Here is a 25,541-nt window from a genome sequence, read left to right as displayed (position 1 = left end):
GGAATTGCTATTCTTGGCTGAAAGGAACACATTTTTAGAATAATGAAAACAATCAGCACTTTAATTCAAGAAGGATCGGAGTTATTATCGTCACATAAAGTTGAATCACCACATTTAGATTGTGAAATCATCATGCAGCACGTACTTGGAGTGGAAAGATCATTCATAATTATGAACCATGCTGATCAAGTGCCGATGGAGAAAGAACTTTTATTTTGGAAATTAACAAAAAAAAGAGCGGAAAGATATCCAATATCGCAAATAATAGGTAATCGTGAATTCTGGAGTAAAAATTTTATAGTTAACCAGCATGTTTTGGATCCAAGACCAGATAGTGAAACATTAATCTCAACAGTGTTAAAATATTACCCAAATAAAAAGCAGAGACTAAAAATTGCAGATTTTGGTACAGGCACAGGTTGTTTATTGATATCCGTACTTAGTGAGTATGAATATGCCGTTGGTATCGGTTTTGAAAAAAGCTTGGAAGCATACAAAGTTGCCTATCAGAACACAAAGAAACATAATCTTCTCAGCAGAGCCAAAATATTTCCAAGCTCATGGACAGAGTGCAGAGGTTCATTCGATCTTATAATCAGTAATCCTCCATATATTAAAAGAAGCAAATTGAAAGACCTGCAAGCCGAAGTGCAAAAGGAACCAAGAATTGCTCTTGATGGTGGAATTGATGGTTTAAACTGTTACTTGAGTATTTTTCCAATATTGAAAAAGTGCCTTAAAAAAAATGGGTTTGCAATATTGGAGATAGGTGAAGATCAAAATGATATTGACAAAATAATACCCTCATACAAATTAGCTTTTCAGGAATATGTACATGATTTGGCAGGAATGAAGAGGTGCATTGTTGTGCAAAAAACATAGCTAATGTTTTCTTGTATTATCTCCTTCATCCCATATTATCCTATGTCATTCCAGTACCCTCTACCTCGTCATCCCAGTACCCTCTACCTCGTCATCCCAGTACCCTCTACCTCGTCATCCCAGTACCCTCTACCTCGTCATCCCAATACCCTCTACCTCGTCATCCCAGTGCGTGACACTGGGATGGCTTTGTTGCATAGCACCTTAAGCAGTGATGGTTTACGACAAATTTATGTAATGATTTCAAATTTAGCCATACCAATATCAGTGAATTTGTTGAGCAAATAGCACTTAATTAGTAATTCTTTTTCACGATTTACTTCAGATTTATTCCTAAAGCTAAATCCAAATACTTGCTTCAACCTTGAGAAAAATCCTTCTATGTAAGATCTCTTTCCATAAATTGCTTCCTTTTTCCGCTCTTTTACACCATCTTGTCCATATAATTTTATTAACCTAATAGCAGCATTCCTGTCAGACATATAATCTATTTTTGAATGTTCTGCTGCATCCTTTTTTGGTAGAACTTTTGTCTTTATATCGTATTTCTTACACAATTTATAAAGTTTGTGCCTATCGTATGCCCTATCTGCATATAATGCTTTTATTTTGTGCTGAAAATTAACTTCTTCAAGCAAATCGCAAGCTCCATAGTGGTCAGAGTAGACGCCATTACTGTATCTTGCAGCTATAGCTTTTTTACTATTCACACTTAACATAACATGTAACTTTCTTACTTGCTCGTAGCTTCGGTACTTTCTATCTGCACTGTTTTCCTTACTGTGGCCAGGAGTGTTACTGTAAATGCTGATACTTGTGCTATCTATGATAATTTCAATATTTTCCATGTTGCTTTTATCAACCCTGCAATCATTTATCTTAATATTAAGTTTTTTAAACCTTCTTGATGCTTGTGAATAGCTGATAACTGCCAAATTTTTTCCTATTTGTTGCAGATATCCTTTTATAAACCCCACCGTTTGTCTTAACCCAATTCTAAAAAGATTGACAATTATATGCACCAAAATTACGACTTTATCACTGTAAATATAGTTGCCGCCCTGCATTTTTGGACTATTTTCATACCAATTTTCGATAGCTTCATCGATGTAACGAAAAATATTTCCCCTTTTTTCAAGGAATTTGTTATATTCGTTTTGGTTACTGACTTTCATTTTCTGTGGCATATTTTTTCTTCAACAGTTAAATGGTTATTTATAATGAATTTTGTCAGTAGCCACCAGATTTTTTCGGTTGCTATGCAACAAAGCCCACTGGGATCTATATTTAACTAGATCCTATGGTCAAGCCATAGGATGACAGGAACGGTTTTATGCATTTTTTAAAAGGGCAACATGTTTAAGCTTTGCTGGCAAAGTGGAAAGTAAGGCCAGCCTCTATGCCGTGTGTATGAAAAAAGCCATTCTGTATGGTAGTAGATACTTGATTATCACCTGTTTGTTCAACCATTTTACCTTTTGGCTTACCTGCGCCATTATTAAAATTGGGATCCCACTTGGCTTTGTTGCATCGCTACTTATGAAAGGCTAACTATAGCTAGGATTATAAGCAACCTATTGAAAATCTTGTTTTTTTGCAATCAATCTGATCAAATTTAAGAATAGTAATTTATTATTTATATTAATAAACTTAATTCTATTGAAAATAGCTAAAGCATTGAAATTCTTGAATTTTAGCCGGATTAGTGAGTGGTAGTGAAATTTCTTTTACTCAAATTTAGGTATTCACTGACCGTTCTTGTTATAAATACCAGAATAATAAGCTACTGATATTCTCCATCTTTTTTATCTTTAATCCATCATAGCTAGCGATGCAACAAAGCCATCCCACTTTGAGGTTTCTAGTTTGAACTCACTGCTACCAATAGCACCAAAACCTCTATATCCAATATGCATATTTACATCTTCGTTTATGCGATAATCAAGGCCAGCTTTTAATTGACCTGCAGGTCTTATTGACGGTTTTTCAAACATTTTCATTCTTGTTGCACCGATTCCAATACCAACGTAAGGAGAAAAAGAGAAACGGTCACTTTTCCAATGATGATAAACATTTGCCATTAAAGACGCGTTTTCTATCTGGTCATGATTGACTATTGCTCCATAACTCTCTTTTGGGTCATTTTTATCCTTTGTGTAGGATATTGTCATCTGGCCACTTGTTAAATCAATATTATCCACTTTTACGGAAGAATACATTCCTTCTAATTCAACTCTGTAGCTGTTATTACCCAATTCTCCTGTGTAACCAAATGCTACATTTGCAGCAAAAGGCGGGTTATAATCTCCTTTATACTTACTTAGTAATTGACCTTCTGTATTCTGAGCATCCCTGTCATTTACAGATACCTTATTGGCAGATGTAGCAGCAGTATCTCCAATTTTTGCTTTCAACTCACCCATGTAATTTAAATATTGACCGTAATACCCACTGCCAAAGTAAAACCCTTCTGTTTCACTTGCAAAAGATTGTTGTGACAACAGCAAAGCAAGTGCTGTAACCGCTAATGTTTTTTTACTAATCATTACTACTCCCCTAGTTAAAATAGCTAATCTAATACTAATTAATTAAAAATGGCTTAATATGAAAAACCTAATTATTTGCATAACTTGCACTTTTCTGAGCTAAAAATAGGCAAAGTTAACCTTTATTTTTGATCATTTTTTAATTTATCGTCAATATCCTCATCTTCAAATTCATCCTCCTCTTCTTCGTCATCAAACCCATCATCGCTCCTCTCGTCATCAAACCCGTCATCATCATCTTCAAACTTATCGTCAATATCTTCATCATCAATATCTTCGTCTGCAAATTCATCTGATTCATCATACACTGCATCCTCTGTTTTAGTTTCAGCAGGATAATCAACTGAATTAGGCCCCTCAAGAGCATTATTCCCCTCGTTATTAACCTTATCTTTGCTCGCAGCAGCAGAAAGAACTTTGTTTGGGTCATATGGTTCTTGTGTAGGCACACGAGTTTGCTTGAGCAGTCTTTTTGTGAAGGTGCTATCACTATAGTACAAAATTTTCTTTGATTTAATTGGGTAAGTTGACTCTATTAAAATTATCTGATCGTCGCGTGGCAACATAATAACTTCTTGAGGCAATAGCAATGCCCTCTGTGTTTCAGAGATATGCAACGACCTTGAAGCAGGATTTAAATCTAAAAATTTAGGCTTATTCAACGATTCTTGTTGTACAGTTTTGTTTCCTATAAGTTGCGATATTAAATTAGCTGTTTCAATATTATTGGCTGCAAAAGTTATTCTGTAAGTCGAGTTTGACAAAAAGGAGTTCATTCCTGCTTCTTCGTATATTCCTTTGAGCTGCTCAGTATCTTGAACAATTAAGAATAACCTAACTCGATAACCACGAAAATATGCAATACCTGTTTGAAATTGCTCCATTTTTCCAAGTGTAGGAAACTCATCCATTAAAAACAATACGCCATAAGGCTCGTCATCCGATGGCAATTTTCTACATAAAAACTCAGTTGCCTGTTGGTAAAAAACCTGCATTAAAGGCCTGAGCCTAGTCAAGTTGTCAGGAGTTAAACCAACATAAACTGTAGTTTTCTTCTTTTTAAAATCTAAAATATTAAAATCACTTGACGCAGTTGCAGTATCAATCAATGGGTTTGCCCACAATTCAAGCGATGAGTTCATAGTTGATACAACACCCGACCTTTCTTTATCAGCTTTTTGTAAAAAAGCTGCAATATTCATATATGCTACAGGGTGTAGTATTTTACCCATTGTATCAAGAGCAACAGCAAGATTATAAACTACGTCATCACTACGCATCGTACGCACAACTTCACCAAAAGATTTAACTTTCTCTGGTGCAGCAAGTAAGTATAATACCACTCCAACAAATAAGCTTCTTGCTTCATTTTGCCAAAAGTCTTGTTCAGGCATGATGAGGTTAGCTATTTTTTGCACATCGTCAACCATCTGCCCAGGTTTTTTACTAATCCATTGTAATGGATTGTAACAGTGACTTATTCCATCTGGCTGCGCTGGATTCCATACGTATACTTTTTGTCCTTGTTGTTCTCGCCAACCACTTGTTATTTCATAGTTTTCTAATTTTATGTCGTGTACAATTACCGAGTCAGTCCAAAATAATAAATTAGGAATTACAAAGCCAACACCCTTACCAGAACCTGTAGGTGCAAATAACAATGCATGCTGAAACCCATCAGCAATAAAGTATCCTCTTTTATCTTTACCAAGCAATAATCCCTTTTTGCTTCTTAATCCTGCTTTTCGTATGTCTTTCTCTGATGCCCACTGCGAGTCTCCATGAAGTGATTCTTTCTTTTTAAATGGTCGCCACTCAATTATCCTTTCTCTTAAATTCCATAAGATAATCATTAAAACAACAATAGGCATTGTAGAAGATAGAATTAATTTAAATTTGAGCTCAAGGCTATATAACTCTGGGTGGTGCCAACAATATTGTATATGATCAAAAATCGTTGGCCAAAGAGCTTGAGGGAAAGGCGTCAAACTAGGATTAATTGCCTTAAAATCCACAGCATCCGGACCGTCAACTAATAGAAAGAACAATATACCAGATAGATAGAAGCAAAACTCAAGTACGCTAAAAGCTACTACACCTCCTATGAGAATATTACGTAGGTGATTTCCATTACTCATAAACTACTCTTTTTTAACTTATGTATAAATTTAAGCATTTTCGCTTGCAGATCTAGTAAATAATATCTCAGAAATGCTTCTTTTGCCCCCACCGGTTCTTTTTAGCTGAATAACAATATCAATCACATTTCTAATGTATGGTATAATTTGGTCTGGAGGAATGCCAAGATTTGCCTGCATAACCATCAATTTTATTTGCTCAAGGGCCATTGTTGGACTATCCGCATGAAGGGTTGATATTGATCCAGGGTGACCAGTATTTATCGCCCTAAGAAAACTAAAAGCTTCCGCTCCACGGAGCTCACCAACTATTATTCTGTCTGGCCTTAAACGTAAGCACGCCTCTATCAAATCTTGAGTGGTTACTTTTGCTCTGCCCTGCCCTCCTTTGGAGGCAATCAGATGCACTCTATTTGGATGATCGTTCAAAACGATTTCCCTTGCATCCTCAACAGTAATAATTCTTTCCTCAGTTGGAATAGCACGCAAAGTAGCATTAGTAAAAGTAGTCTTACCAGTGGAAGTTCCACCGCTAATTATAATATTTTTCTTACTTATTACAGCGTATTCTAAAAACTCTTTTATTTTTTTTTGCCTTAACAGTAAATCCAAATGACGGTCAACTGGATTATCAGCTGCTTCTGTAACAGTTTCAGAAAAAGCCCCCATTTTTTCGTAATCATCGAGTGCTAATTGCATGCTAGAAGGCTTACGAATCGACATGACTACTTTATCAGGTTCACATGCTGGTGGAAATACTATCTGTATACGATAACCATTTGGTAATGTTGCCGAAAGTAAAGGTGCTTCTTCGCTAAGTTTTTGTTCTGTAGCTTGAGCAATCAGTCTGCCAAGAGATTTCAAATGGTTAAGATCGAATACTTCTAATTTTTCACACCTTATTTCACCGCGATTTTCAATCCATACTTCCTTTGGCTTATTTATTGATATTTCATTTACGCCTTCTTCTTGAAATATGCCTTGTAATGGCTCCAAATATGTATCAAGTGCAGCATAATTCATTTCATTGATTTAATATTGCCTGTGGAGGAAATACTATATCTTGGTTAACAAATACTTTCAACGCGGTGCCTTGATCAACATAAATAGTTGGTTTTTTATCTGTGTATCTGCCTACTATATCCCGCATATCTTTAGAAAAATCCTCGATTGATTTCCCGATTGCTTTATCATAAACAGACTTGCTTCTTTTCTGAGTTTGCCTCAACAGTTGACGTACATCGTCTAAAGTTATACCGATATTGTCACTAGTAATTGCATCAACTCCACTAGCTCCAGAACTTTTTATCACACTTACTATTTCTTCCTTTATTATTCTCAGTAAATCCTGATCACTTTTAGCATTCCGAATTTTTTCAATAGCCCTAAGACCCAATTTCCATTTTTCGTCTCCTACCCTCCCAACTTCAGTTTTTATAGCATCCTCCAATCTCTCAACAATAGCCCCTTTGAGAGAAGAGATATCTATTTCAGTTGCAGTGATGGATCTCACCGCATCCATAGCAGTTAGCGTATCAATAAGATTAGAGGCCTTTTGCCCTATAACAGCCGAACCAATTGAAACACCAGCAAGTGCCACTGAAGAGAATAATGCACTTACTATTTTATTATCAACTATTCCAGCTATTCCTGCTCTGCCAAGTTCATCCGTACCAAGTGATGAGATAGCAATATCTATTCCATGAGGAAGAATGACCCTACTCCAGTTTATATTTACACGAGCTCTTGCAACATTCGAGTCAAATGAATAACTACCTATCAATCTTGAGCCTTTAGGTATTAAAACTGTATCACCAGTTTCTGCATAAACATCTCTACTCACCATAGCACGCAGCATTCCTTGCAGATCAGAGTTTATTGCAGTTTCAAGAACAGCATCAATAATTTTACCTTGAGTAACCATTAAACCAAGCTTTCCTACTCTGGTAGCTTTGCTCGATTGTGCTGAAGTGTCAGATAAAATAGCATCAGCAGCCTTATTCTCTCCACCATCACTTGAAATTGTTAACATTTGTGCACTACGTCTGTCTCTAGGATAACCGCTACCCCCTATTGTAGGAAACGAGGTAGGTAAATTGCCCATAACATTACTAGAAGGAAAATTTTGCTTTGGCAAAATAGGTATATTTGACACAGGAGTTTCTTTTGGTTTCTCTTCTTCTTTTCTAATTTGTTTTATTTCTGGTATGATTGGTAGTGTAGGAAGAGGAGGTAAGGGTGGTAAGGGATCAGTTATTATTCTTTCAGGAACCATTACATTATCTGGAACTTGTTCCAACTTTCCCTTCAATTCTTGAACATTTTGCTTTGTTTCCTCTTTTTTAATAACTTCTGAACCCTCTTTATGAGAAGGACTAAAATAGAGATAATACACTCCACCAACCAGAAGCACTAAAATAATGACCATCAATGCCCTATGACCTTGATTAGAGCCAACTGTTACTACCTTGTTCTCTATTTCTGATTCATCTTCTGAATTGTTACGCCTTTCTTTATTCATATTGCATATACCACAGCTAAAGTGACCTATTTATAATTTCAACTTCACCATCTTCATAACGCATAAATAGCTTTTTATGTACTCCTTTTATTATAACATAATCATCAAATAACAGCCTTTTACAAGGTTTATCCTCCTCTTCTACAAAAATCTGAGGTATTTTATTATTATTTCTAAATTTTAAATAGGTTAAATAACCATCATCAAATAGCTCAATCGGAACTATATCCGCATTACCACCTTCATCAATATATGTATAATTGTACTTCGTATCATTTTCTTGTATTATTTTTTCTGGCTTGTCTGTAGTATATTGCATTTGAGTAGGTAAAGAAACCTCATCTAAATCAACATCAAATTCACCTTCTTCTTGAGGATAATAAAAACGTACTACGTAAGATATATCCTTTTCAGCAGAATAATCGTGACCCACTTTCTTAGCATCAGTATCTGGGTATTTATCGTAGTTTGGCCTTGAGATTAAATCAAAAATGTAATTTCTTTTTTTAGTTGTTGTAATAATCATGTTAGTGCGACTACTAACTTCAAATGGCATGATAAGCAATTTATTGTCATAAGGATTAATTTTCCAACTTGATGCATCACCAACAGCGATATTTTTAACTTTTTCTCCTTCCGCAAATTCAATATAAGAATAGTAACCCTGACTAAAAACCACCGTAAATACTTCATTAGGGCTATACACAAAAGTCTTTATTCTACTATCTACAGAAATAGGCTCATTATAATTAATGGATGCGTTTAAATTGCCACTTACAAGTAAAGCTAAAACTAATAATATCCTATACATATTCATCATCTACTCTATATGAAATAACTTGAAATCCTAATGGGTTAATATATCTTTGCTGATCATCCATTTCAAGCGATGCATATCTATATGACATAATAACTATCTTATTTTTTCTTGTGGAACTTCCATCTTTCCGTATAAATTCCACAAAAAACCTCACCTGAAGAGCATCGTTACCCAATTTTTGAATTGAGCGAATTTTAAATTCACTTTTGGTATCTGAGTACAAATTAAAAAGATCATCCATATTCTGTGATCCTACATAATTTCTAAATTCATTATACACATTAGGTGAGGAAAACAACCTCACCTTTGTATAATAGTTATAGTTATAATGATATGGATCAAAAACCTCCCTTGCTTTTATATACTCTGAAATAAAATAATCGTTTAGCGCTTCATTTGCAGAATATTGTTTTACTGTGACAGGATCAACCAATTGCACTATTCCTGATTTCTTGTCAATTTCTATAACAAATGGCTCAATAGTGCTACTTGTGCTAATTTTAAATATGACTAATATGCTGATAGAGATCGTTGCTAATAATATTAATGCAAATAAAAGTAGAATATTCCTTTGAGCAATAACTGTGCTGTAGCGGTTTGAATTCCAATCTATATCCTTATCTAAGGATTCAGTATTTTTTTCTCGCTTAAAAAATCTTAGCATTTTAGTATTCCTAAAAATCTTAACTTATGTTAATAAACATAGCAAATTAACAAAGTAGTTACAACAAAAAAGCTAAAAAACTCTTAATCTATGGCCTAGCTTACCAAACTTTGTCTCCATATATGAATCGTTATATTTATTACGTTCCACAATAAGTGGCAGACACTTTGTAACTCCTATACCACTACTTTCCAATTCTGACAATTTCCTATCATTGTTTGTAAGTAATTGGATTTTGTTAATGTTCAATTTATTAAGCATTTTAGCTGCAACAGCAAAACTCCTTTCATCATCTTCAAAACCTAATATTCTGTTTGCATCAACAGTATCAAGATTATGTCCTCTTTGCACACTGTACGCTCTTAACTTATTAGTTAAACCAATGCCTCTTCCATCTTGCATCAAATACAATATAATACCACTTCCAGAGTCAGCTATCATTTGAATTGCTTGATGTAACTGACTTCTGCAATCGCATGATAAGCTATCTAACAAGTCACCCGTATAGCACGAAGAATGAATTCTTACTAATGGTTCGCCATCTTTATCTGGATTGCCAATGATAATTGCATGATGTTCTCTTCCACCACTTTCTGTTCTATAAGATATGATATTTACTTCTTGAGTCTGTTTTAAAAATAATGATGTTTTGCACACTTCATATACATCCTGATTTTCTTGAAAATTATTTATGAATGACGTGTCCAGTGCAATAACGTCATTTTTCTCGCACCAATTTCGCATTTCATGGTTATTCTCAAAAGTCATATCAGCCACTAACGCGTATGGCAATAATTCTGAGAACTTAAGCAAGGCAATAGCACATTCATCTATTGTCTTTGAGCATTGCAACTCTCTTATGCAATCTTCCTTTGAACAGTTTATTAAATGGAGCAGTTCATCAAAATTATTCACCAACAGACGTTTGCTGTTATGTTCTTTATTCTGAGATATGTATTTTACCTTACTTGAAGTTAAAGTAACATATACATTACTTGATATAAGCTTGTATTGATTAAATAAATCTCTTTCTAAAGCCTCAGCAGCAGCGAACAATAGGTAATTACTTTTATCATATATTACAATTGGCCGGCCGCGCCTGATTTCGCTGATAGCTCTTTCTACCTTATTGCTACTCTGATTTCCTATAAACATTTTTACCCATATTAAGCAGCTATGAAAAAACTGGTGCGGCCGAGAAGACTTGAACTTCCAAGGCCTTATGAGCCACAGCGACCTCAACGCTGCGTGTCTACCAATTCCACCACGGCCGCACTATATTCTAGTTTTTATATAATTATTTTAAATTATTTAATCATTTTAGAATTTTTCATCTAGAGTGTCAATCTGATACTAGAATAATTTAGAAATTACTTGTATAATTTGATTATGAATTTTGTGATTATAAATTTTAATCATTTAAGACAACCTTACTACTAATTTTTAACTTAGGTTTTTATACAAATGAATGTAGCTAATATCTTTATTTTTTTAGCTCTATCTCTTATAACCAGCTTTCATTCTGTCCATGCACAAATATTATACACATGGTCTCAAGTTATCCCAGAAAATAAATTAAGCATACGTGCAATTACAGACAATGACATGTGTCCCATTGTTTATGTCGATGGCGAGGAAATAGAAATGCTGAATCGCAGCTCAATTAACAATGGTGATCATAACGAAACAGTTTGTGAACTGACAGTACAAACAAGTGCCAAAAACATTAGTATTGAGGATCTACGAGTTCCTATATTACCAGAAAAGGTTAATAAAATTGCTTTTATTGGTGACACGGGTTGTAGAATAAATATGTTATTTCAGCAGGAATGTAATTCGGTAGATAGCTGGCCTTTAAAAAAAAATTTAGATTCAATCGCCCTTCATAAACCAGATTTAATTATCCATGTTGGTGATTATCATTATAGACAAACAAAATGTAGAAATACAAAAAAGTGTGGCGATATTTATGGATATAATAAAAAAGCTTGGTACGCTGATTGGTTTGAGCCTGCAAAGGATATTTCATTACAATTCCCTTTCCTTTTTGTTCGTGGAAACCATGAGAGTTGTGATAGAGCTTATGAAGGATGGCTCAGATATCTAGATTCATACCCTTTTTCGCCTGAAAAATGTGAAAATCTTGTTTCTAGTTGGTCCTTAGATGCTGGATCGATGAAATTTTTTATCTTCGACTCTTCATCCGGTGAGGATATTTTTACAACCCAAAGCACAATTGATGCTTTTGAAAGGCAATTTGATAAATTGATACAAGATAAGCCCACGTGGTTTTTAACTCATAAACCGCTTTGGAGATCTCCAAAAAAAGAATTTTTGACATTAAAAAGCCATGGTAATCTTACACAAATTGAAGCTTTTGGAGATAAATTTCCAAGCAATGTCACTACCATAGTTTCTGGCCACATTCATATAGCCCAGATTTTATTAATGGATAATGTTCCAGACCAGATTATAGTTGGAAACGGTGGTGCATTATTACACGCTCAAGATCAAGAGCCTGTTTATCAAAATGTAGAATTTGACTATTCAAATGGTAGAAACTACTTAGCACACGAGGTTAGAAACTTTTTCGGTTTTGGCTTTGCAATACTAAACTTAGATGATCACAAATTTACCTTCTATAATCAACACAATAAGGAAATGTATTCTGCGAAGCTAACAGAAGATTTTAAACTTAAACGGATTAAAACTATAGTCGATTCATTTTAGGACTTGTTATTAGCTATTTTAACAACGCTACTTAAACATTTTTTTTAATCGATTGATTTCATCAGCAAATTTTGAGTCGGTCTTTATAAAATTTTCTACTTGTTTTACTGCATGTATAACGGTAGCATGGTCTCTGCCACCAAAGTTTCTCCCAATATCTGGTAGGCTTTTTTGCGTAAATTTTTTGGCAAAATACATAGCTATTTGTCTTGGCCTTGCAAGACTGCGAAGTCTTCTATTGGATTGCATATCTGCAACCTTTATATTGAAAAATTCAGCTACTTTCTTTTGTATTTCTTCTATTGTGATTGACCTATGATTTGACCTAAGAAGATCGATTAGGGTTTCACTAGCTGATTCTACCGTCATACTTCTTCCAATTAATGAGGTATGGGTAACCTTATTTAATGCTCCTTCTAATTCTCTTATATTAGATTTTATGTTCCTTGCTAAAAACTCTAGGACATCTTTCGGAACATACATATTCATCTGCTCCACTTTTGCCTGCAATATACCAAGCCTTAATTCAAAAGTTGTTTCATTAATATCTGCCACCAACCCCCAACCGAGTCGTGATCTTATTCTTTCTTCCACTCCATCAAGATCACTAGGAGACCTATCAGCTGATATAACCAATTGCTTATTTTGGTCTATCAATGCATTGAAAGTGTGAAAAAATTCTTCTTGTGTACTATCTTTACCACTGATAAATTGCACATCATCTACCATCAATACATCTACTGATCTAAATTGCTCTTTAAATAACATAATATCTTTGCTTCGCAGCGCTGTAATATATTGGTACATGAATTTCTCTGCTGATAAATATACTACTTTTCTTTTTTCTGATGGGGAATTGACTATGTGCCAAGCTATAGCATGCATTAGATGTGTTTTACCAAGTCCCACTCCACCATATAGAAACAAAGGATTGCTGCCTAATATTGGATCTATAGATTCTGCCACACGCTTTGCCGCCGTAAATGCTAATTCATTTGGCTTTCCCACTACAAAATTATCAAAGGTGAACCTTGGATCCAGCGGCGAACCAAGATTATGATTACTTTCCTCTCTGTTTTTTAGTATAACATTAAAATTTGAATTCCTTTCCTCAATTACTTGAATATCAATAGAACGTATGCTTTTATCTTCGCTTTGCCATAATGATAATATTTTTTTCATGTAATGAACTGTAATCCACTCTTTTATAAACCTTGTTGACACGGATAAAAGAACTTCCCCATTTCTGCTACTGACAAATTTTAGCGAACTCAGCCAGCTGTTATATGTTGCTTCTCCATAAAGATTATAAAGACAATTTTGGATTTTTTCCCAAGTAACATTGTGATCCGTTACTGTAATAATCTGATCAAAAAACATAGTAGAAACCCTAGGGCTAGTTAAGTTCATATACCATACCAAGAAAAAAGCAACAATTAGAAAAATATAAGATAATCAATAGCTTACTGCAAAATGAAAAGCTAATACTACTTAATACATACTAAAAATTATGGTGATTTTTTGATGAGTTGTAAAGGGTATAAAAACACTAAAATTGATCATTTTTATTTCAAAAAAATGAAAAATTTGTAAATGTCGCTTGTATCGAGGATTAGAAGCATGCTATTAAAAATAGTAATACATTATGTATAAATAAGATGTTAAATTTACTGGCAAATAAGTAAAGTATTCATATAAATATAGCTAACCTAATATAGATTTACTGAAGCAAATTTATGATTATATTAAGTAATTTGAGTTGTCATGCTGTATTCGGTATTGAACTAGAGTTTTACATTGAAGGAATAGAAAAAGAATATTTATTTCTGAATAGCATCAAAAATAAAATAGCATTTCTTGAATTTTCTTGCGAGAAGGAGAATTCTACACATCAATATGAGATAAAAAGTGGTTGTTATACGAACTCCGACAATTTAATTAAGCATTTTGAGTTAGCAAAACAATTACTTACTGAAGTAGTACAAAAACTTGGTGGGAACGTTTCTTTTAAAGCAAAGCCTTATTTGGATAGAGCAGGCAGTGCATTAAATGTGCATGTTAATCTCGTGAATTCAAATAACGATAACTTATTTTATATCAATGAGCAAAAGTATAGTGATTATTTGATTCATAGTATTGGCGGATTATGTGCAATGATGAAAAAACATATGTTGTTTTTTGCTCCAAATGATGATTCATATTTAAGATTTCAGTACCCGGATATTCACACTCCAACTACGATTAGTTGGGGAGTAAATAACAGAACTGCTGCGATAAGAATTCCCTATTTTGGCAACGATTCCAAAAGATGCCGCCTAGAGCACCGTGTTCCTGGAGCAGACTGTAACCTTGAAAAAGTACTCACAGCAATAATTGAAGGTATAGTTTTTGGTATAGAGAACAAAATTGCTCCGCCAAATAGGGTCTACGGCATTGCATCTGATTCTCAATATAAGATGGAGAGCTTAATACAACAACTACATGTTAAACCCTAACCCGTTAAACCCCTTTGCTGGCCGTTCTAGCACTTCCCTCACATCATTATTTACCCCATGCTGTAATAGCCACTCTGCAGGAGATAGTTTTCTCTCAGGTTTAGATTCTATACTAATATTTGCACTTGGTCTTTCAGGAAGTGGATTACCAAGCGCATCCATGTGTTTAGGTAAAGGTTCCATAACAATATTTGTAGCACTAGAAACGGAATGACTATCTTTAGTATCAGCGCTTTTAGAAAGTGAATTACCTTTGAAATCCATATGTTCAGGTAGTCCATTTTTCATTTCTTCTTGTGCTCTTTTATTTTTTAATTCTTCTGCTAGCTCAGTTTCAGTTCTTTTTGGTTCTTTTACGGTATCTTTTTCTTCACCTTCATCAACACTGCTATACCCTTCATCTTCTGAAACTTTATCTCCTGAAACACCAGTAATTTCAGCAGGCTGTTCTTTTTTAGTTCTTATTTTATGAATCAGCAAAAGTAATAAGTAAGTAACTGCAGCAGCAGAAACGATAATGGCTATCTTTGCGGCAATGTGGATTGCTGTTAAAAATATTAAAGCTGATAAAGCTCCAGCTAATCCAGACACAATAACTTTTCTCTTGCCTTTTGTTACATTTAAAATTGCCACCATAATAACCTCTCAAATACTGTTCTAGAATTATTATACAGAAATTTTCTTATACTTGCAATTTTGCGAAAATTTTAATTATTTGCGTAAAGTTTTAAAGCTATACAAGGATTAATTAATATGCAACGTATCTCGACTATAATATTGTACAAACACACATATTTAGTTAACATTCAACATGCAGAGCTTACTCATAGAGCGAAACAGGGCGGTGGTATTATTACTTATAGTAATTTTTATCTTCGGTTCATACGTTTATGTAAAAATGCCAAGGGAAAGTAACCCTGATATACAGATTCCTATAATCAGCGTGTTTGTTGGACTTCCTGGGATTTCTGCTCAAGATAGTGAAAAGCTATTAGTGCTGCCTATAGAAAATGAACTAAGATCCATCGAAGGTGTAAGAGAATTGAGAGCTTTTGCAACTAATGATGGTGCTCACATGATACTCGAATTTGGAACAGAGTATGATAATAAAGAAGTGCTCGATAATGTCCGTTCAAAGCTTTCAAACATAAAATCGAAGTTACCTGTTGAAGCGGAATCTCCGATAATCAATGAAATAAACTTGAGCTTATTTCCGATACTCAATGTCGGCTTAATTGGTAATTTGCCAGAAAGAGCCTTAACTGAAATAGCACGCAAGCTAAAGAAAGAAATAGAATCTCTGCCAAATGTTCTCAAAGTTGAAGTGGCAGGTATGCGTAAAGAAACAGTGGAAGTTATAATTGAGCCCACAGTTCTAACAAAATATAACATTCAATCAAACGAAATATTCCAAGCTATATCAAGCAATAATAGACTAGTGGGAGCTGGGTCACTGGAAAATGATACCGGTAAATATTCGATTAAAATATCAGGGTTATTAAAAGATATAGAAGATATTATGAATATTCCTATTAGATCTCAAGGCGATGCAGTTTTGAGAATCAAAGATATAGCAAAAGTATACCCTAGGTTTGAGGATCACCAAGGGTTTGCTCGCATTAATGGATTACCTAGTGTCGTGCTAGAAATTTCAAAACGTAACGGAAAAAACATAATAGACACAGTAAATCAAGTAAAATACTTAATGGATAAGGCAAAAGATCAATTACCTGAAAATTTAAAAGTGGTGTACTTAAATGACCAGTCAAAAAACGTCCGCGATGTGCTTGATGACTTGGAAAACGGCATAATATTCGCTGTGTTGTTAATATTGATCATAATGATGCTTTCTATGGGAACAAGGATTGCTATTCTTGTGGCACTCTCGATACCCGGTTCCTTTCTCATTGGGATAATAGCTCTTTACTTTATGGGCATAACCTTAAATATCGTTGTGCTCTTCAGTTTAATCATGGCTGTTGGCATGCTGGTTGATGATGCAATTGTGATCAGCGAATATGCCGATAGAAAGATGATCTGCGGAATGGACAAAGTAGAAGCCTTTCACACTTCAGTTCGTGATATGTTTTATCCGGTTCTATCATCGACGTTAACTAAATTAGCAGTGTTTTTTCCTCTATTATTCTGGCCTGATACTGTTGGTAAATTCATGCAGTACATACCAATTACAATAATTCTAACTTTGACTGGATCGCTCATTATGGCTTTGGTTTTTATACCAACACTTGGTGCAATATTTGGTAAGCCTTCAATAACTTCAAAAAAAGAAATAAAAAAAATGAGTGCTATAGAAAGTGGTGAGATAAAAAATGCTGGGCCTATAATAAGAGCTTACATACGCATGCTAGAGAAGGTTTTAGATCATCCTAAAAAATTCATATGTGCTACTGTATTCGTCCTGTTTTCATTTAGTGTGCTGTACTTTACCTTTGGTCCTGGAGTGAAGTTTTTTCCGAAAGTGGATTCAGATAATATTTTAATCAGTGTTAAAGCAAAAGAAAGCTTATCAGCCAAAGAACGAGATCTGATACTCAAAGAAGTGGAAGAACGCATTTTGAGCGTTGAAAAAGAAATTCATGTTTCTTATGCTAGATCAGGAGCATTTTCAGACAACGTTATCGCCAGAATTCAACTAGAACTTATGGATTGGCGCTTCAGGCGCAAAGCTAAGCACATATTAAACGATATAAGGAGCAGTGTGCAAGACATGAAAGGAATAATAATTAATGTTCAAGAGGAAAAGTCAGGACCGTCGGCTGACAAGCCAATACAAATTAACCTCAGCGGAAGTGCATCCAATCTGAATTTAGCAGCAGAGAAAATTCTAAAAATTGTGGACCAACCTTCATCCGGGTTTATAAATATTCAAGATAGCAGATCAGCACCTGAAATAGAGTGGAATATGAGTGTTAATAAGAGTAAGGCTACAAGTTCTGGAGTAAGTGTTGCAACCATTGGCGATTTTATAAAGATGGTTACAAATGGAGTGTTGATTGGAAAATATAGACCAAATAACACGGATGAAGAAATCGATATTGTACTCCGTTTCCCCAGAAGGGACCGCAACATGAAGACTATAGATAATCTTTTTATCAATACAGTTAATGGCCCGCATCCTATGAGCAACATAGTAAAATATGCTCCCGAAAAAAAGGTAAACAAACTAAATAGGATTGATGGATTACGTACAGTGACAATTTCCGCTGATGTGGATACTGGCTATCTTGTTAATGAAAGAGTAAAGTTTATTCAGAATTCTATTGCCCAGGATTGGGACAAGGGAGTAAAAATTGATTTTAAAGGCGACAAAGAAGATCAACAAAAATCAGGAACATTTTTGTTAAAGGCTTTTATATTAGCAATTACACTAATGATATTGGTATTAGTGACACAGTTTAATAATGTATACCATACATTTATCGTAATGACAGCAGTGTTTTTATCCACAACATGTGTGTTTTTTGTTTTCTTTCTTATCCAACAAGTTTTCGTAGTTGTTATGTGTGGAGTGGGGATAATTGCTTTGGCAGGAATTATAGTGAATAATAACATACTATTGCTTGATGCCTTTCATCACCAAATTAAGGTACACAAAAATGACATCAAGCGATGTGTAATAAACGCTGCAATTTCTCGCATTAGGCCAATATTGCTTACCGTTGCAACCACAGTTCTTGGTTTAATACCGATGATTACCAGGTTAAATATCAATTTTTTTACGCTACAAATCACATATGATGCTCCATCAAGCCAGTGGTGGGTTGACATTTCAACAACCATAGCAAGTGGAATATTGGCTGCAACGGTCTTAACTTTATTCTTTACTCCGGCGTTGCTTGTCATACAAAGACATGAAAAAACTTGACTTAAATTAGCAATCATTTAACATTTAGGATGGCGTTCTTTGCCCGTTGAAGCTATAATTATAACTAATTACATTGGATTTATTTATTATGATTGCTAATCGTAAAAGCAGTGTTAAGCAGAAAAGTAACAAGAATAACATAGTTGGAAGCCTTGATGTAATAAAAACAGCAGGAGAACTTTCACTTCAAAAAGGTTTAGATTTTAATGTTGTAATAAAGGCACTAGAAAGTGCTATAGAAGCAGTGGCTTATCAAAAATGTGGTAGCAAAAGTAAAATTGTAGTTAATATAGATAGAAATACAGGCAAAGTTACTTCATACAGAAAACTAAAAGTTATTGATGACGAATCAAATGAAGAAGAGAACACTGAGTATGAATCAATTACGCTGACACAAGCTAAATTAATAAAAGGAGATGCAAAAGTTGGAGATACTGTTAGTGAATTGCTCTCTCTTAACACTGATCTTGCTTCAGCAAGGATTGCCCAGCAAAAGATTGCTCAAATAATTAAAGATGAAGAGTCAAAAAAGCAATATGAGGAATTTAAAGATAAGGTGGGAGAAATAAGGTATGGTATTGTTAAACAAGTAGAATATTCAGATCTTATTATAGACATAAATGGCACTAGGGCATATCTTCCATTGCGAAATTTGACCGGTGGTGAATCATTTCGTGAAGGCGATAAGGTTAAAACTTACATACAGACCGTTAAGCGCTCTGATGATGGACGTCAAATTATTCTTTCTAGGACTCATGAAGGCTTTTTAGAGGCATTATTAAATCAAGAAATACCAGAAATTGCTGACGGGTTAGTAACAATTAAAGGTATAGCTAGAGACGCCGGCTCAAGGTCTAAGGTTGCTGTTTTCTCTCCTGACAAGAACATTGATCCAGTAGGTGCTTGTGTTGGAGTTAAGGGAGATAGAATAAAAACTATTATACACGAATTAAATGGTGAAAAAATTGACGTTATAAATTACTCCTCAGACTTGGGTCAATTTGTTATTAAAGCCATTACTCCTGCAGAAGTATCGAAGGTTATTATTGATGAAAATGAAAATTGCATAGAGTTAATAGTTGCTGAAGATCAATTGAGTTTAGCTATAGGAAAAAAGGGCCAGAATGTAAGATTAGCTTCAGAGCTTGTTGGATGGAAAATTGAGATATTAAGCACTCAGCAAGAATCAGAAAGGCGAAGTAAAGAACTTAGTCAATGTTCAGCTTTATTTGCTGAAGCTTTAAACTTAGAAGAGATTATGGGTCAGCTATTGGTAACAGAAGGTTTTTCAAGCGTAGAAGATATATCCAACGCTTCAATTAAAGAGCTTTCTTCAATAGAGGGCTTTAATGAGGATATTGCAAACGAACTTCATAACAGAGCAAACAAGCACCTGAAAGCAGAAAATGATAGAAAAATAGAAGAGCTAAAAAGTCTAGGTATGGAAGATGATGTAATCAATTTAACTTTATCAATAGACAATAAAATTGCTCTTAGTAAACATGATATTAAGACTTTAGAGGACATAGCAGATTTATCAAGTTATGAGTTTTGCAGCATACTCTCTTCCTCAGCTGATAGTAAAGAAAATCTAAAAGATACAGTAGACTCAATAATCATAGAAGCACGTAAAAAGCTTGGGTTAATATAATAAAATAATATGAATAATGAAGATATCAGTAATAAAAAATTAACGCTCCAAGGCTTAAGCAAGCTTAAATTAGACCTCAATTTAAACTCTTCAGCTAGCCCAAGTACTGGAGCTACAATAGTAAAAAAAAGAAGAAAAAAATCTCATGATGCAGAAGAACATAATTTATTTGACGAGAGTAAATTAGGTTCTTTAACAGAGAAAGAACAAATTTTCCGCATTAATGCTGTGCAGAATGCTGCTTTGCTGAAAGAAAGAAATCAGAGAGAAGAAAAAGAGAAAACAGCAAAAGAAGACAGCAATAAAGAGATTGACGAGAAAAATGAAGCGGACACTTTATCTAAAGAAATAAATAAGAAAGTTTTAAGTAATACTCACTTAGTTGAACTAAGAGAAGATAATATTGACTATGAGAGCGACGATAAAAAGTCTTCTAAAGTCAACAAAGATATATATTCTAAGCATTCTAAACTGGTAATTGCACAGGCAATAGATGAAAAAACTGAACAACCCCCTGTATTTAAGCAAAGATTTGGTATAAGAAGTAGAAAGTCAAAGTTTACTAAGGGTAAAAATATATCAAGAGAAGTTATTATACCAGACAAAATAACTATCAGGGAGTTATCTGTTCGTATGGCAGAAGATAGCAAGAGTGTGCTAAAAATGTTCAAAGAAGAAGTCGGTGAGAGTTATAGAGTAGATGATCTGGTGGATCCAGATATAGCATCTGAAATAGTGGAAAAATTTAATCATACGGCTAAACGAGTGAGCGATACCAACAGAGAAAAGGATTTATTTTTTATAGAAGGCAGAGAAAGCCTGCTTAAAAAACTTAAACCACCAATCGTCACTTTTATGGGCCACGTGGATCATGGTAAAACCTCATTGCTCGATGCATTTCGTGAATCTAATGTTGCAGAAAGAGAGTCAGGTGGCATAACTCAACACATAGGTGCTTATCAAATAACGACAAAAGATAAGCAAAAAATTACTTTCATTGATACACCAGGACATGAAGCGTTCACTGCGATGCGTGCATGTGGTGCCAATATTACTAATATAGTTGTAATAGTAGTTGCAGCTGACGATGGAATCATGAAACAAACAGTTGAAGCAATAAATCATGCAAAAGCAGCAAATGTTTCTATTATAGTTGCTATTAATAAAATTGATAAATCTGAACCTGGTGATGTAGAAAAAATAATTAATAGTTTGCCTCAATATGATCTCATCCCTGAAGAGCTTGGTGGTGATATTATGATTGTGCCAGTATCAGCAAAAAAGAAAACTAATTTAGATAAACTAGAAGAGGCGATTTTGTTAATCGCTGAATTAATGAAGCTAGAAGCAATAGAAGATTGTCGAGCACTTGGATGGGTAATAGAATCCAAAATAGATAAAGCGAAAGGAATATCAGCTACATTGATAGTTGAGGAAGGAACGTTAAAGGTTGGTGATATATTGGTAGTTGGTACAACATACAGCAAAGTACGTAGTATGGTTAATCACCTTGGTCAAAGAGAAAAAGCAGCACTACCCTCCGCTCCAATTGAAATTACTGGTCTAAATGGTGTGCCAAATGCTGGAGATAAATTTGTTGTTGTAAATTCTGAAAAGCAGGCGCGTGAAATTGTTGAATGCAGGCTAGAGTTGATCAAGAAAAAGAAAGAAGATTTAGACGACAATAATTTAGATATATTCAGTCGTAATAACAGTGAAACAGAAGAACTATCTGTAGTTTTAAAGTGCGATGTAACTGGTTCTATTGAAGCAATATCAAGTTCAATTGATAAACTCGGTAAAGACCAAGTGAAATTAAATATCCTACACAAAGCAGTAGGAGGGATAACAGATTCAGATGTGCTGCTTGCAGAAGCATCAAGTGCAGTAATTTTAGCTTTTAATGTAAAAGTGGACTCAAAAATAAGGGACTTGGCAAAACAAAAAGGTGTAGAAATACATACTTATAACATAATATACGAGCTCATTGACGACATGAGAATGTATTTAACTAAAATGTTAAAGCCTGTTACACGAGAGGTTCGTGTTGGTTCTGCATCTGTGAGGCAAATATTTAACGTATCTAAAGCTGGTAATATCATTGGATGTTACGTAAGTGATGGAGTCATAAGAAAAGATTCTTTAATTAAGGTAGTGCGTGGTGGCAAATTGGTGCATGAAGGAAAGTTAAAAGCACTACGTAGATTTAAAGATGATGTTAAAGAAGTAGGTGTAAACTTTGAATGCGGAGTATCACTAGAGGGTAATATCGATATTAAAGTTGGAGATATTTTGGAAGCTTATCAATTAGTGCAAGAAGAAAGGGTGTTATAGTAGATGGATATGAAAAAGGAAATTAGAAACCTAAAAATAGCATCGGTATTGCATAGAGCAATATCAAGAGTCCTAATGGAAGGTAAGGTGTTCAATAAAAATGTAGCGGTATCTGACGTAAAATTAAGTAAAGATTTGAAAAAAGCAGATGTATATATTGTGTTATCTTCATTGAATATCCAAGTAGCTGACTACTCAGATTCAGAAAAAAGTACATGGATTTCAGCATCACGCACTGGAGATCCTTCTGAGGATAATTGTGATATTAACACTGTTGTTAATGAAATGAACCAATCTGCATGGTCAATACGTAAATCTATATTGTGTTATGTTGATTTGCGATTTATACCTGAGTTAGTTTTCAAGCCTGATTTAGCGTTCGATAATTTTGTTAATGTAAGCAAAATATTACATAATCACACTTAATTAATGTATTTCAACCGTTACTTTTCATTAATGAGACTGCACAGTTTAACAGGTTTGTGGCTTGTGCTATTTCCCAGTTTGAGCGGTATTCTTTTAGCCTCAACTTCTCTATCGTATCAGGCTCTTTTTCTCCTTGTTTTATTTACTATAGGTGCATTTTTAATGAGACCTGCAGGGTGCATAATCAATGACATTTTCGATAGGGAAATAGATGCGCACGTTGAACGAACAAAATATAGGCCACTTGCAAGTGGTGCATTAAACATAAAGCAGGCTTTGGTTTTACTCTCACTGCTACTATCTATCGCCTTGGTAATTTTATTGTTAACTAATAAAACCACACTCATACTTGGAATAATCTCAATGTGTATGATAGCTACTTACCCTTTATTAAAGCGGTATGTTTGGTGGCCACAATTGTTCTTAGGGTTTACCTTCAATATGGGATCGCTCATGGGCTCAGCAGCAATAATAAACCAGATCAGTATAGAATCCTTGCTGTTTTATATAGGATGCGTCTTTTGGACACTTAGCTATGACACCATATACGCTCATCAAGATAAAAAAGATGATGAAAAACTCGGAATGAAATCTACCGCATTATATTTTGGTGATACAACAAAATCTTGGTTGAAAAGATTTTATTTAATATCTCTTATGACGTGGCTATATGCTGGTATCTTATCATCATTAAATAACATCTTTTATATTGCTCTACTTGCTGTAGGGTTCATATTTCACCGCCAATACAAAAATTTCAATCCTGACGATCCCAGTCAATGCATGTCCATATTTAAAAATAATTCCTACGTAGGGTTGCTTCTCTTTTTTGGCATCCTTTTAGATAGAATTATCACCTAGGTCCCAAGAGTTTTGGCTCTAATGAAATCAATAGACTTCTTATCCAGGTAGCTCACAGAAACGAAAAAACTTCCTTGACAAGCTCCGCCAGCCCCCTTATCATGAGACTGAAGGTATTCAGTTATCTTCATCTGTGCAGATTAAACAGCAAAAAAACAACGTGGTTGGCGTCTTATTTTTAATTTTTTGCACTATGTGCACCTTATGTCTTCACAACATTTCTGGGTTTTTACCTACACAAGCTGAAACGCGCTTATAAGTCGTTTAAGACAGTATAGAACGCCGATTTGCAGGATTAGAGAGTGACAACTAGCTAACACGGGATTTCTTTTGCCTTTTTTTCTGCTTAGTAAATTTCTTAAACATTTAAACTAAGGTGAGTTGCGTTTAAAAGCAGCTAAATTGCAGTGTTTAAGACTTAAAAAACGCCAATACTGAAAATAGACAATGACCAGGGCTTCTTTTGCCTTTTTTTTATTTGGTAAATTTCTTAATGTTTGTAACTAAACGACAACCGTCATCCCGCTACGTGTTAGCGGGATCTATGCTAAGAGATACCGCGAATGAATCGCGGTATGACGGTTAAGTAGGGTGTCATTCCAGTCTGGAATGGCTTTGTTGCATCGCTAGCTATGATGGATTAAAGATAAAAAAGATGGAGAATATCAGTAGCTTATTATTCTGGTATTTATAACAAGAACGGTCAGTGAATACCTAAATTTGAGTAAAAGAAATTTCACTACCACTCACTAATCCGGCTAAAATTCAAGAATTTCAATGCTTTAGCTATTTTCAATAGAATTAAGTTTATTAATATAAATAATAAATTACTATTCTTAAATTTGATCAGATTGATTGCAAAAAAACAAGATTTTCAATAGGTTGCTTATAATCCTAGCTATAGTTAGCCTTTCATAAGTAGCGATGCAACAAAGCCGTCTGGAATCTAGTCTTTATTATGCAGCCACTTATTTAAAGTTAAGTTTTCTGGATCCAAGTAGTCAAGCTACTCGGATGACACCTTGACGATTTGAAGAATCGTCATCCCGCTACGTGTTAGCGGGATCTATGCTAAGAGATACCGCGAATGAATCGCGGTATGACGTAGGATTGCTGTCATCCCGCTGCTTGTTAGCGGGATCTATGTGAGATACCGCGGCAGTGTGACGGTTCGCGGTGGCATGACGATAACTTCGTCATCCCGCTGCTTGTTAGCGGCTAAGAGATACCGCGGCGGTATGACGGTCTGCGGCGATATGACGGTTCGCGGTGGCATGACGATAACTTCGTCATCCCGCTACTTGTTAGCGGGATCTATGCTAAGAGATACCGCGGCGGTATGACGGTCTGCGGCGATATGACGGTTCGCGGTGGCATGACGATAACTTCGTCATCCCACTGCTTGTTAGCGGCTAAGAGATACCGCGGCGGTATGACGTAGGGAAACCTTTCTTGGTTAGCTACAGCAGCTTGCAAACCATTCAGAAAAGGGAAGACAAAACTATAAAAAACCATAGGCGCCAGATGGTTTTTAGCTAAAGTCAAGTGTCTGGAATTTTAAACATAGAATCCCCCATATGAACAAGA

Annotated in this window: 20 protein-coding genes and 1 tRNA gene; 10 read left to right on the top strand and 11 right to left on the bottom strand. The window is 34.8% G+C overall.

Annotated features, from left to right (window positions below; translation table 11 throughout):
- The first annotated feature begins 42 nt into the window (after positions 1-42).
- Complete coding sequence (prmC, locus tag OOK92_RS00765; RefSeq protein ID WP_264735945.1) at positions 43-882, top strand: peptide chain release factor N(5)-glutamine methyltransferase; 840 nt, start codon at positions 43-45, stop codon at positions 880-882.
- Positions 858-1,058, top strand: a complete 201-nt coding sequence (locus tag OOK92_RS00760; protein ID WP_264735943.1) for a hypothetical protein — start codon at positions 858-860, stop codon at positions 1,056-1,058. Before prmC ends, OOK92_RS00760 begins: the two co-directional genes overlap by 25 nt.
- 54 nt (positions 1,059-1,112) lie before the next feature.
- Here OOK92_RS00760 and OOK92_RS00755 read toward each other — a convergent pair whose 3' ends face one another.
- From OOK92_RS00755 to OOK92_RS00715, 9 genes are all read right to left on the bottom strand, one after another.
- Positions 1,113-2,069: an IS5 family transposase gene (locus OOK92_RS00755; protein WP_264735792.1), complete on the bottom strand. Its 957-nt coding sequence runs from the start codon at positions 2,067-2,069 to the stop codon at positions 1,113-1,115.
- 624 nt (positions 2,070-2,693) lie between these two features.
- Positions 2,694-3,428: a P44/Msp2 family outer membrane protein gene (locus OOK92_RS00750; protein ID WP_264735942.1), complete on the bottom strand. Its 735-nt coding sequence runs from the start codon at positions 3,426-3,428 to the stop codon at positions 2,694-2,696.
- A 122-nt stretch (positions 3,429-3,550) separates the two neighbouring features.
- A complete protein-coding gene (locus OOK92_RS00745; protein ID WP_264735941.1) occupies positions 3,551-5,566 on the bottom strand; it encodes a type IV secretory system conjugative DNA transfer family protein in 2,016 nt (671 codons plus the stop codon).
- Between the two features lie 30 nt (positions 5,567-5,596).
- The gene (virB11, locus tag OOK92_RS00740; protein WP_264735940.1) at positions 5,597-6,589 is read right to left on the bottom strand and encodes a P-type DNA transfer ATPase VirB11; all 993 of its coding nucleotides are present in this window, start codon (positions 6,587-6,589) and stop codon (positions 5,597-5,599) included.
- A gap of 1 nt (position 6,590) precedes the next feature.
- The gene (locus OOK92_RS00735; protein WP_264735939.1) at positions 6,591-8,087 is read right to left on the bottom strand and encodes a TraB/TrbI/VirB10 family type IV secretion system protein; all 1,497 of its coding nucleotides are present in this window, start codon (positions 8,085-8,087) and stop codon (positions 6,591-6,593) included.
- Between the two features lie 16 nt (positions 8,088-8,103).
- Positions 8,104-8,904: a P-type conjugative transfer protein VirB9 gene (virB9, locus tag OOK92_RS00730; RefSeq protein ID WP_250295789.1), complete on the bottom strand. Its 801-nt coding sequence runs from the start codon at positions 8,902-8,904 to the stop codon at positions 8,104-8,106.
- A complete protein-coding gene (locus OOK92_RS00725) occupies positions 8,891-9,571 on the bottom strand; it encodes a VirB8 family type IV secretion system protein (protein ID WP_264731475.1) in 681 nt (226 codons plus the stop codon). Before OOK92_RS00725 ends, virB9 begins: the two co-directional genes overlap by 14 nt.
- Before the next feature lie 72 nt (positions 9,572-9,643).
- Positions 9,644-10,726, bottom strand: coding sequence for a GTP cyclohydrolase II (locus OOK92_RS00720; protein ID WP_253309361.1), 1,083 nt, complete (start codon positions 10,724-10,726; stop codon positions 9,644-9,646).
- 31 nt (positions 10,727-10,757) lie between these two features.
- A tRNA-Leu gene (locus OOK92_RS00715) sits at positions 10,758-10,845 on the bottom strand.
- A gap of 190 nt (positions 10,846-11,035) precedes the next feature.
- On the opposite strand from OOK92_RS00715, the gene OOK92_RS00710 reads away from it, so the two are divergent.
- On the top strand, positions 11,036-12,301 hold the full coding sequence (locus OOK92_RS00710) for a metallophosphoesterase family protein (protein WP_264735938.1): 1,266 nt from the start codon (positions 11,036-11,038) through the stop codon (positions 12,299-12,301).
- Positions 12,302-12,328: 27 nt separating this feature from the next.
- On the opposite strand, the gene dnaA is transcribed toward OOK92_RS00710, so the two are convergent.
- Positions 12,329-13,711, bottom strand: a complete 1,383-nt coding sequence (dnaA, locus tag OOK92_RS00705) for a chromosomal replication initiator protein DnaA (protein ID WP_264735937.1) — start codon at positions 13,709-13,711, stop codon at positions 12,329-12,331.
- A gap of 326 nt (positions 13,712-14,037) precedes the next feature.
- Here dnaA and OOK92_RS00700 point away from each other — a divergent pair, with 326 nt between their 5' ends.
- Complete coding sequence (locus OOK92_RS00700) at positions 14,038-14,796, top strand: type I glutamate--ammonia ligase (protein WP_264735936.1); 759 nt, start codon at positions 14,038-14,040, stop codon at positions 14,794-14,796.
- On the opposite strand, the gene OOK92_RS00695 is transcribed toward OOK92_RS00700, so the two are convergent.
- Positions 14,779-15,432, bottom strand: a complete 654-nt coding sequence (locus OOK92_RS00695; RefSeq protein ID WP_264735935.1) for a hypothetical protein — start codon at positions 15,430-15,432, stop codon at positions 14,779-14,781. The two genes, OOK92_RS00700 and OOK92_RS00695, sit on opposite strands and share 18 nt — an antisense overlap.
- 175 nt (positions 15,433-15,607) lie before the next feature.
- Here OOK92_RS00695 and OOK92_RS00690 point away from each other — a divergent pair, with 175 nt between their 5' ends.
- The 6 genes from OOK92_RS00690 to OOK92_RS00665 all read left to right on the top strand — a co-directional run bounded on the left by OOK92_RS00690 (position 15,608) and on the right by OOK92_RS00665 (position 25,297).
- The gene (locus OOK92_RS00690) at positions 15,608-18,682 is read left to right on the top strand and encodes an efflux RND transporter permease subunit (protein ID WP_319803910.1); all 3,075 of its coding nucleotides are present in this window, start codon (positions 15,608-15,610) and stop codon (positions 18,680-18,682) included.
- 88 nt (positions 18,683-18,770) lie between these two features.
- A complete protein-coding gene (nusA, locus tag OOK92_RS00685; protein WP_264735933.1) occupies positions 18,771-20,333 on the top strand; it encodes a transcription termination factor NusA in 1,563 nt (520 codons plus the stop codon).
- A gap of 9 nt (positions 20,334-20,342) precedes the next feature.
- The gene (infB, locus tag OOK92_RS00680) at positions 20,343-22,667 is read left to right on the top strand and encodes a translation initiation factor IF-2 (RefSeq protein ID WP_264735932.1); all 2,325 of its coding nucleotides are present in this window, start codon (positions 20,343-20,345) and stop codon (positions 22,665-22,667) included.
- Between the two features lie 9 nt (positions 22,668-22,676).
- Positions 22,677-23,093: a ribosome-binding factor A gene (locus OOK92_RS00675; RefSeq protein ID WP_164225054.1), complete on the top strand. Its 417-nt coding sequence runs from the start codon at positions 22,677-22,679 to the stop codon at positions 23,091-23,093.
- A 3-nt stretch (positions 23,094-23,096) separates the two neighbouring features.
- A complete protein-coding gene (gene ubiA / locus OOK92_RS00670; protein WP_253307364.1) occupies positions 23,097-23,954 on the top strand; it encodes a 4-hydroxybenzoate octaprenyltransferase in 858 nt (285 codons plus the stop codon).
- Positions 23,955-25,099: 1,145 nt separating this feature from the next.
- Complete coding sequence (locus OOK92_RS00665) at positions 25,100-25,297, top strand: hypothetical protein (protein WP_264735931.1); 198 nt, start codon at positions 25,100-25,102, stop codon at positions 25,295-25,297.
- Positions 25,298-25,541: the final 244 nt, after the last annotated feature.

This window comes from Wolbachia endosymbiont (group A) of Rhinocyllus conicus, assembly GCF_947250775.1.
Classification (GTDB): Bacteria; Pseudomonadota; Alphaproteobacteria; order Rickettsiales; family Anaplasmataceae; genus Wolbachia.
The sequence above is the reverse complement of the archived record's forward strand: the minus strand, read 5'-3'. Positions and strand labels throughout refer to the sequence as shown.

What these genes read in the sequence shown, in the direction of transcription:
- virB11 (WP_264735940.1), bottom strand. Translation starts at nt 6,589, where the DNA reads ATGAATTATGCTGCACTTGATACATATTTGGAGCCATTACAAGGCATA.
- virB9 (WP_250295789.1), bottom strand. Translation starts at nt 8,904, where the DNA reads ATGAATATGTATAGGATATTATTAGTTTTAGCTTTACTTGTAAGTGGC.
- OOK92_RS00725 (WP_264731475.1), bottom strand. Translation starts at nt 9,571, where the DNA reads ATGCTAAGATTTTTTAAGCGAGAAAAAAATACTGAATCCTTAGATAAG.
- OOK92_RS00700 (WP_264735936.1), top strand. Translation starts at nt 14,038, where the DNA reads ATGATTATATTAAGTAATTTGAGTTGTCATGCTGTATTCGGTATTGAA.
- OOK92_RS00735 (WP_264735939.1), bottom strand. Translation starts at nt 8,087, where the DNA reads ATGAATAAAGAAAGGCGTAACAATTCAGAAGATGAATCAGAAATAGAG.
- OOK92_RS00745 (WP_264735941.1), bottom strand. Translation starts at nt 5,566, where the DNA reads ATGAGTAATGGAAATCACCTACGTAATATTCTCATAGGAGGTGTAGTA.
- OOK92_RS00675 (WP_164225054.1), top strand. Translation starts at nt 22,677, where the DNA reads ATGAAAAAGGAAATTAGAAACCTAAAAATAGCATCGGTATTGCATAGA.
- OOK92_RS00720 (WP_253309361.1), bottom strand. Translation starts at nt 10,726, where the DNA reads ATGTTTATAGGAAATCAGAGTAGCAATAAGGTAGAAAGAGCTATCAGC.
- nusA (WP_264735933.1), top strand. Translation starts at nt 18,771, where the DNA reads ATGATTGCTAATCGTAAAAGCAGTGTTAAGCAGAAAAGTAACAAGAAT.
- OOK92_RS00755 (WP_264735792.1), bottom strand. Translation starts at nt 2,069, where the DNA reads ATGCCACAGAAAATGAAAGTCAGTAACCAAAACGAATATAACAAATTC.
- dnaA (WP_264735937.1), bottom strand. Translation starts at nt 13,711, where the DNA reads ATGAACTTAACTAGCCCTAGGGTTTCTACTATGTTTTTTGATCAGATT.
- infB (WP_264735932.1), top strand. Translation starts at nt 20,343, where the DNA reads ATGAATAATGAAGATATCAGTAATAAAAAATTAACGCTCCAAGGCTTA.
- prmC (WP_264735945.1), top strand. Translation starts at nt 43, where the DNA reads ATGAAAACAATCAGCACTTTAATTCAAGAAGGATCGGAGTTATTATCG.
- OOK92_RS00695 (WP_264735935.1), bottom strand. Translation starts at nt 15,432, where the DNA reads ATGGTGGCAATTTTAAATGTAACAAAAGGCAAGAGAAAAGTTATTGTG.
- ubiA (WP_253307364.1), top strand. Translation starts at nt 23,097, where the DNA reads ATGTATTTCAACCGTTACTTTTCATTAATGAGACTGCACAGTTTAACA.
- OOK92_RS00710 (WP_264735938.1), top strand. Translation starts at nt 11,036, where the DNA reads ATGAATGTAGCTAATATCTTTATTTTTTTAGCTCTATCTCTTATAACC.
- OOK92_RS00750 (WP_264735942.1), bottom strand. Translation starts at nt 3,428, where the DNA reads ATGATTAGTAAAAAAACATTAGCGGTTACAGCACTTGCTTTGCTGTTG.
- OOK92_RS00690 (WP_319803910.1), top strand. Translation starts at nt 15,608, where the DNA reads ATGCAGAGCTTACTCATAGAGCGAAACAGGGCGGTGGTATTATTACTT.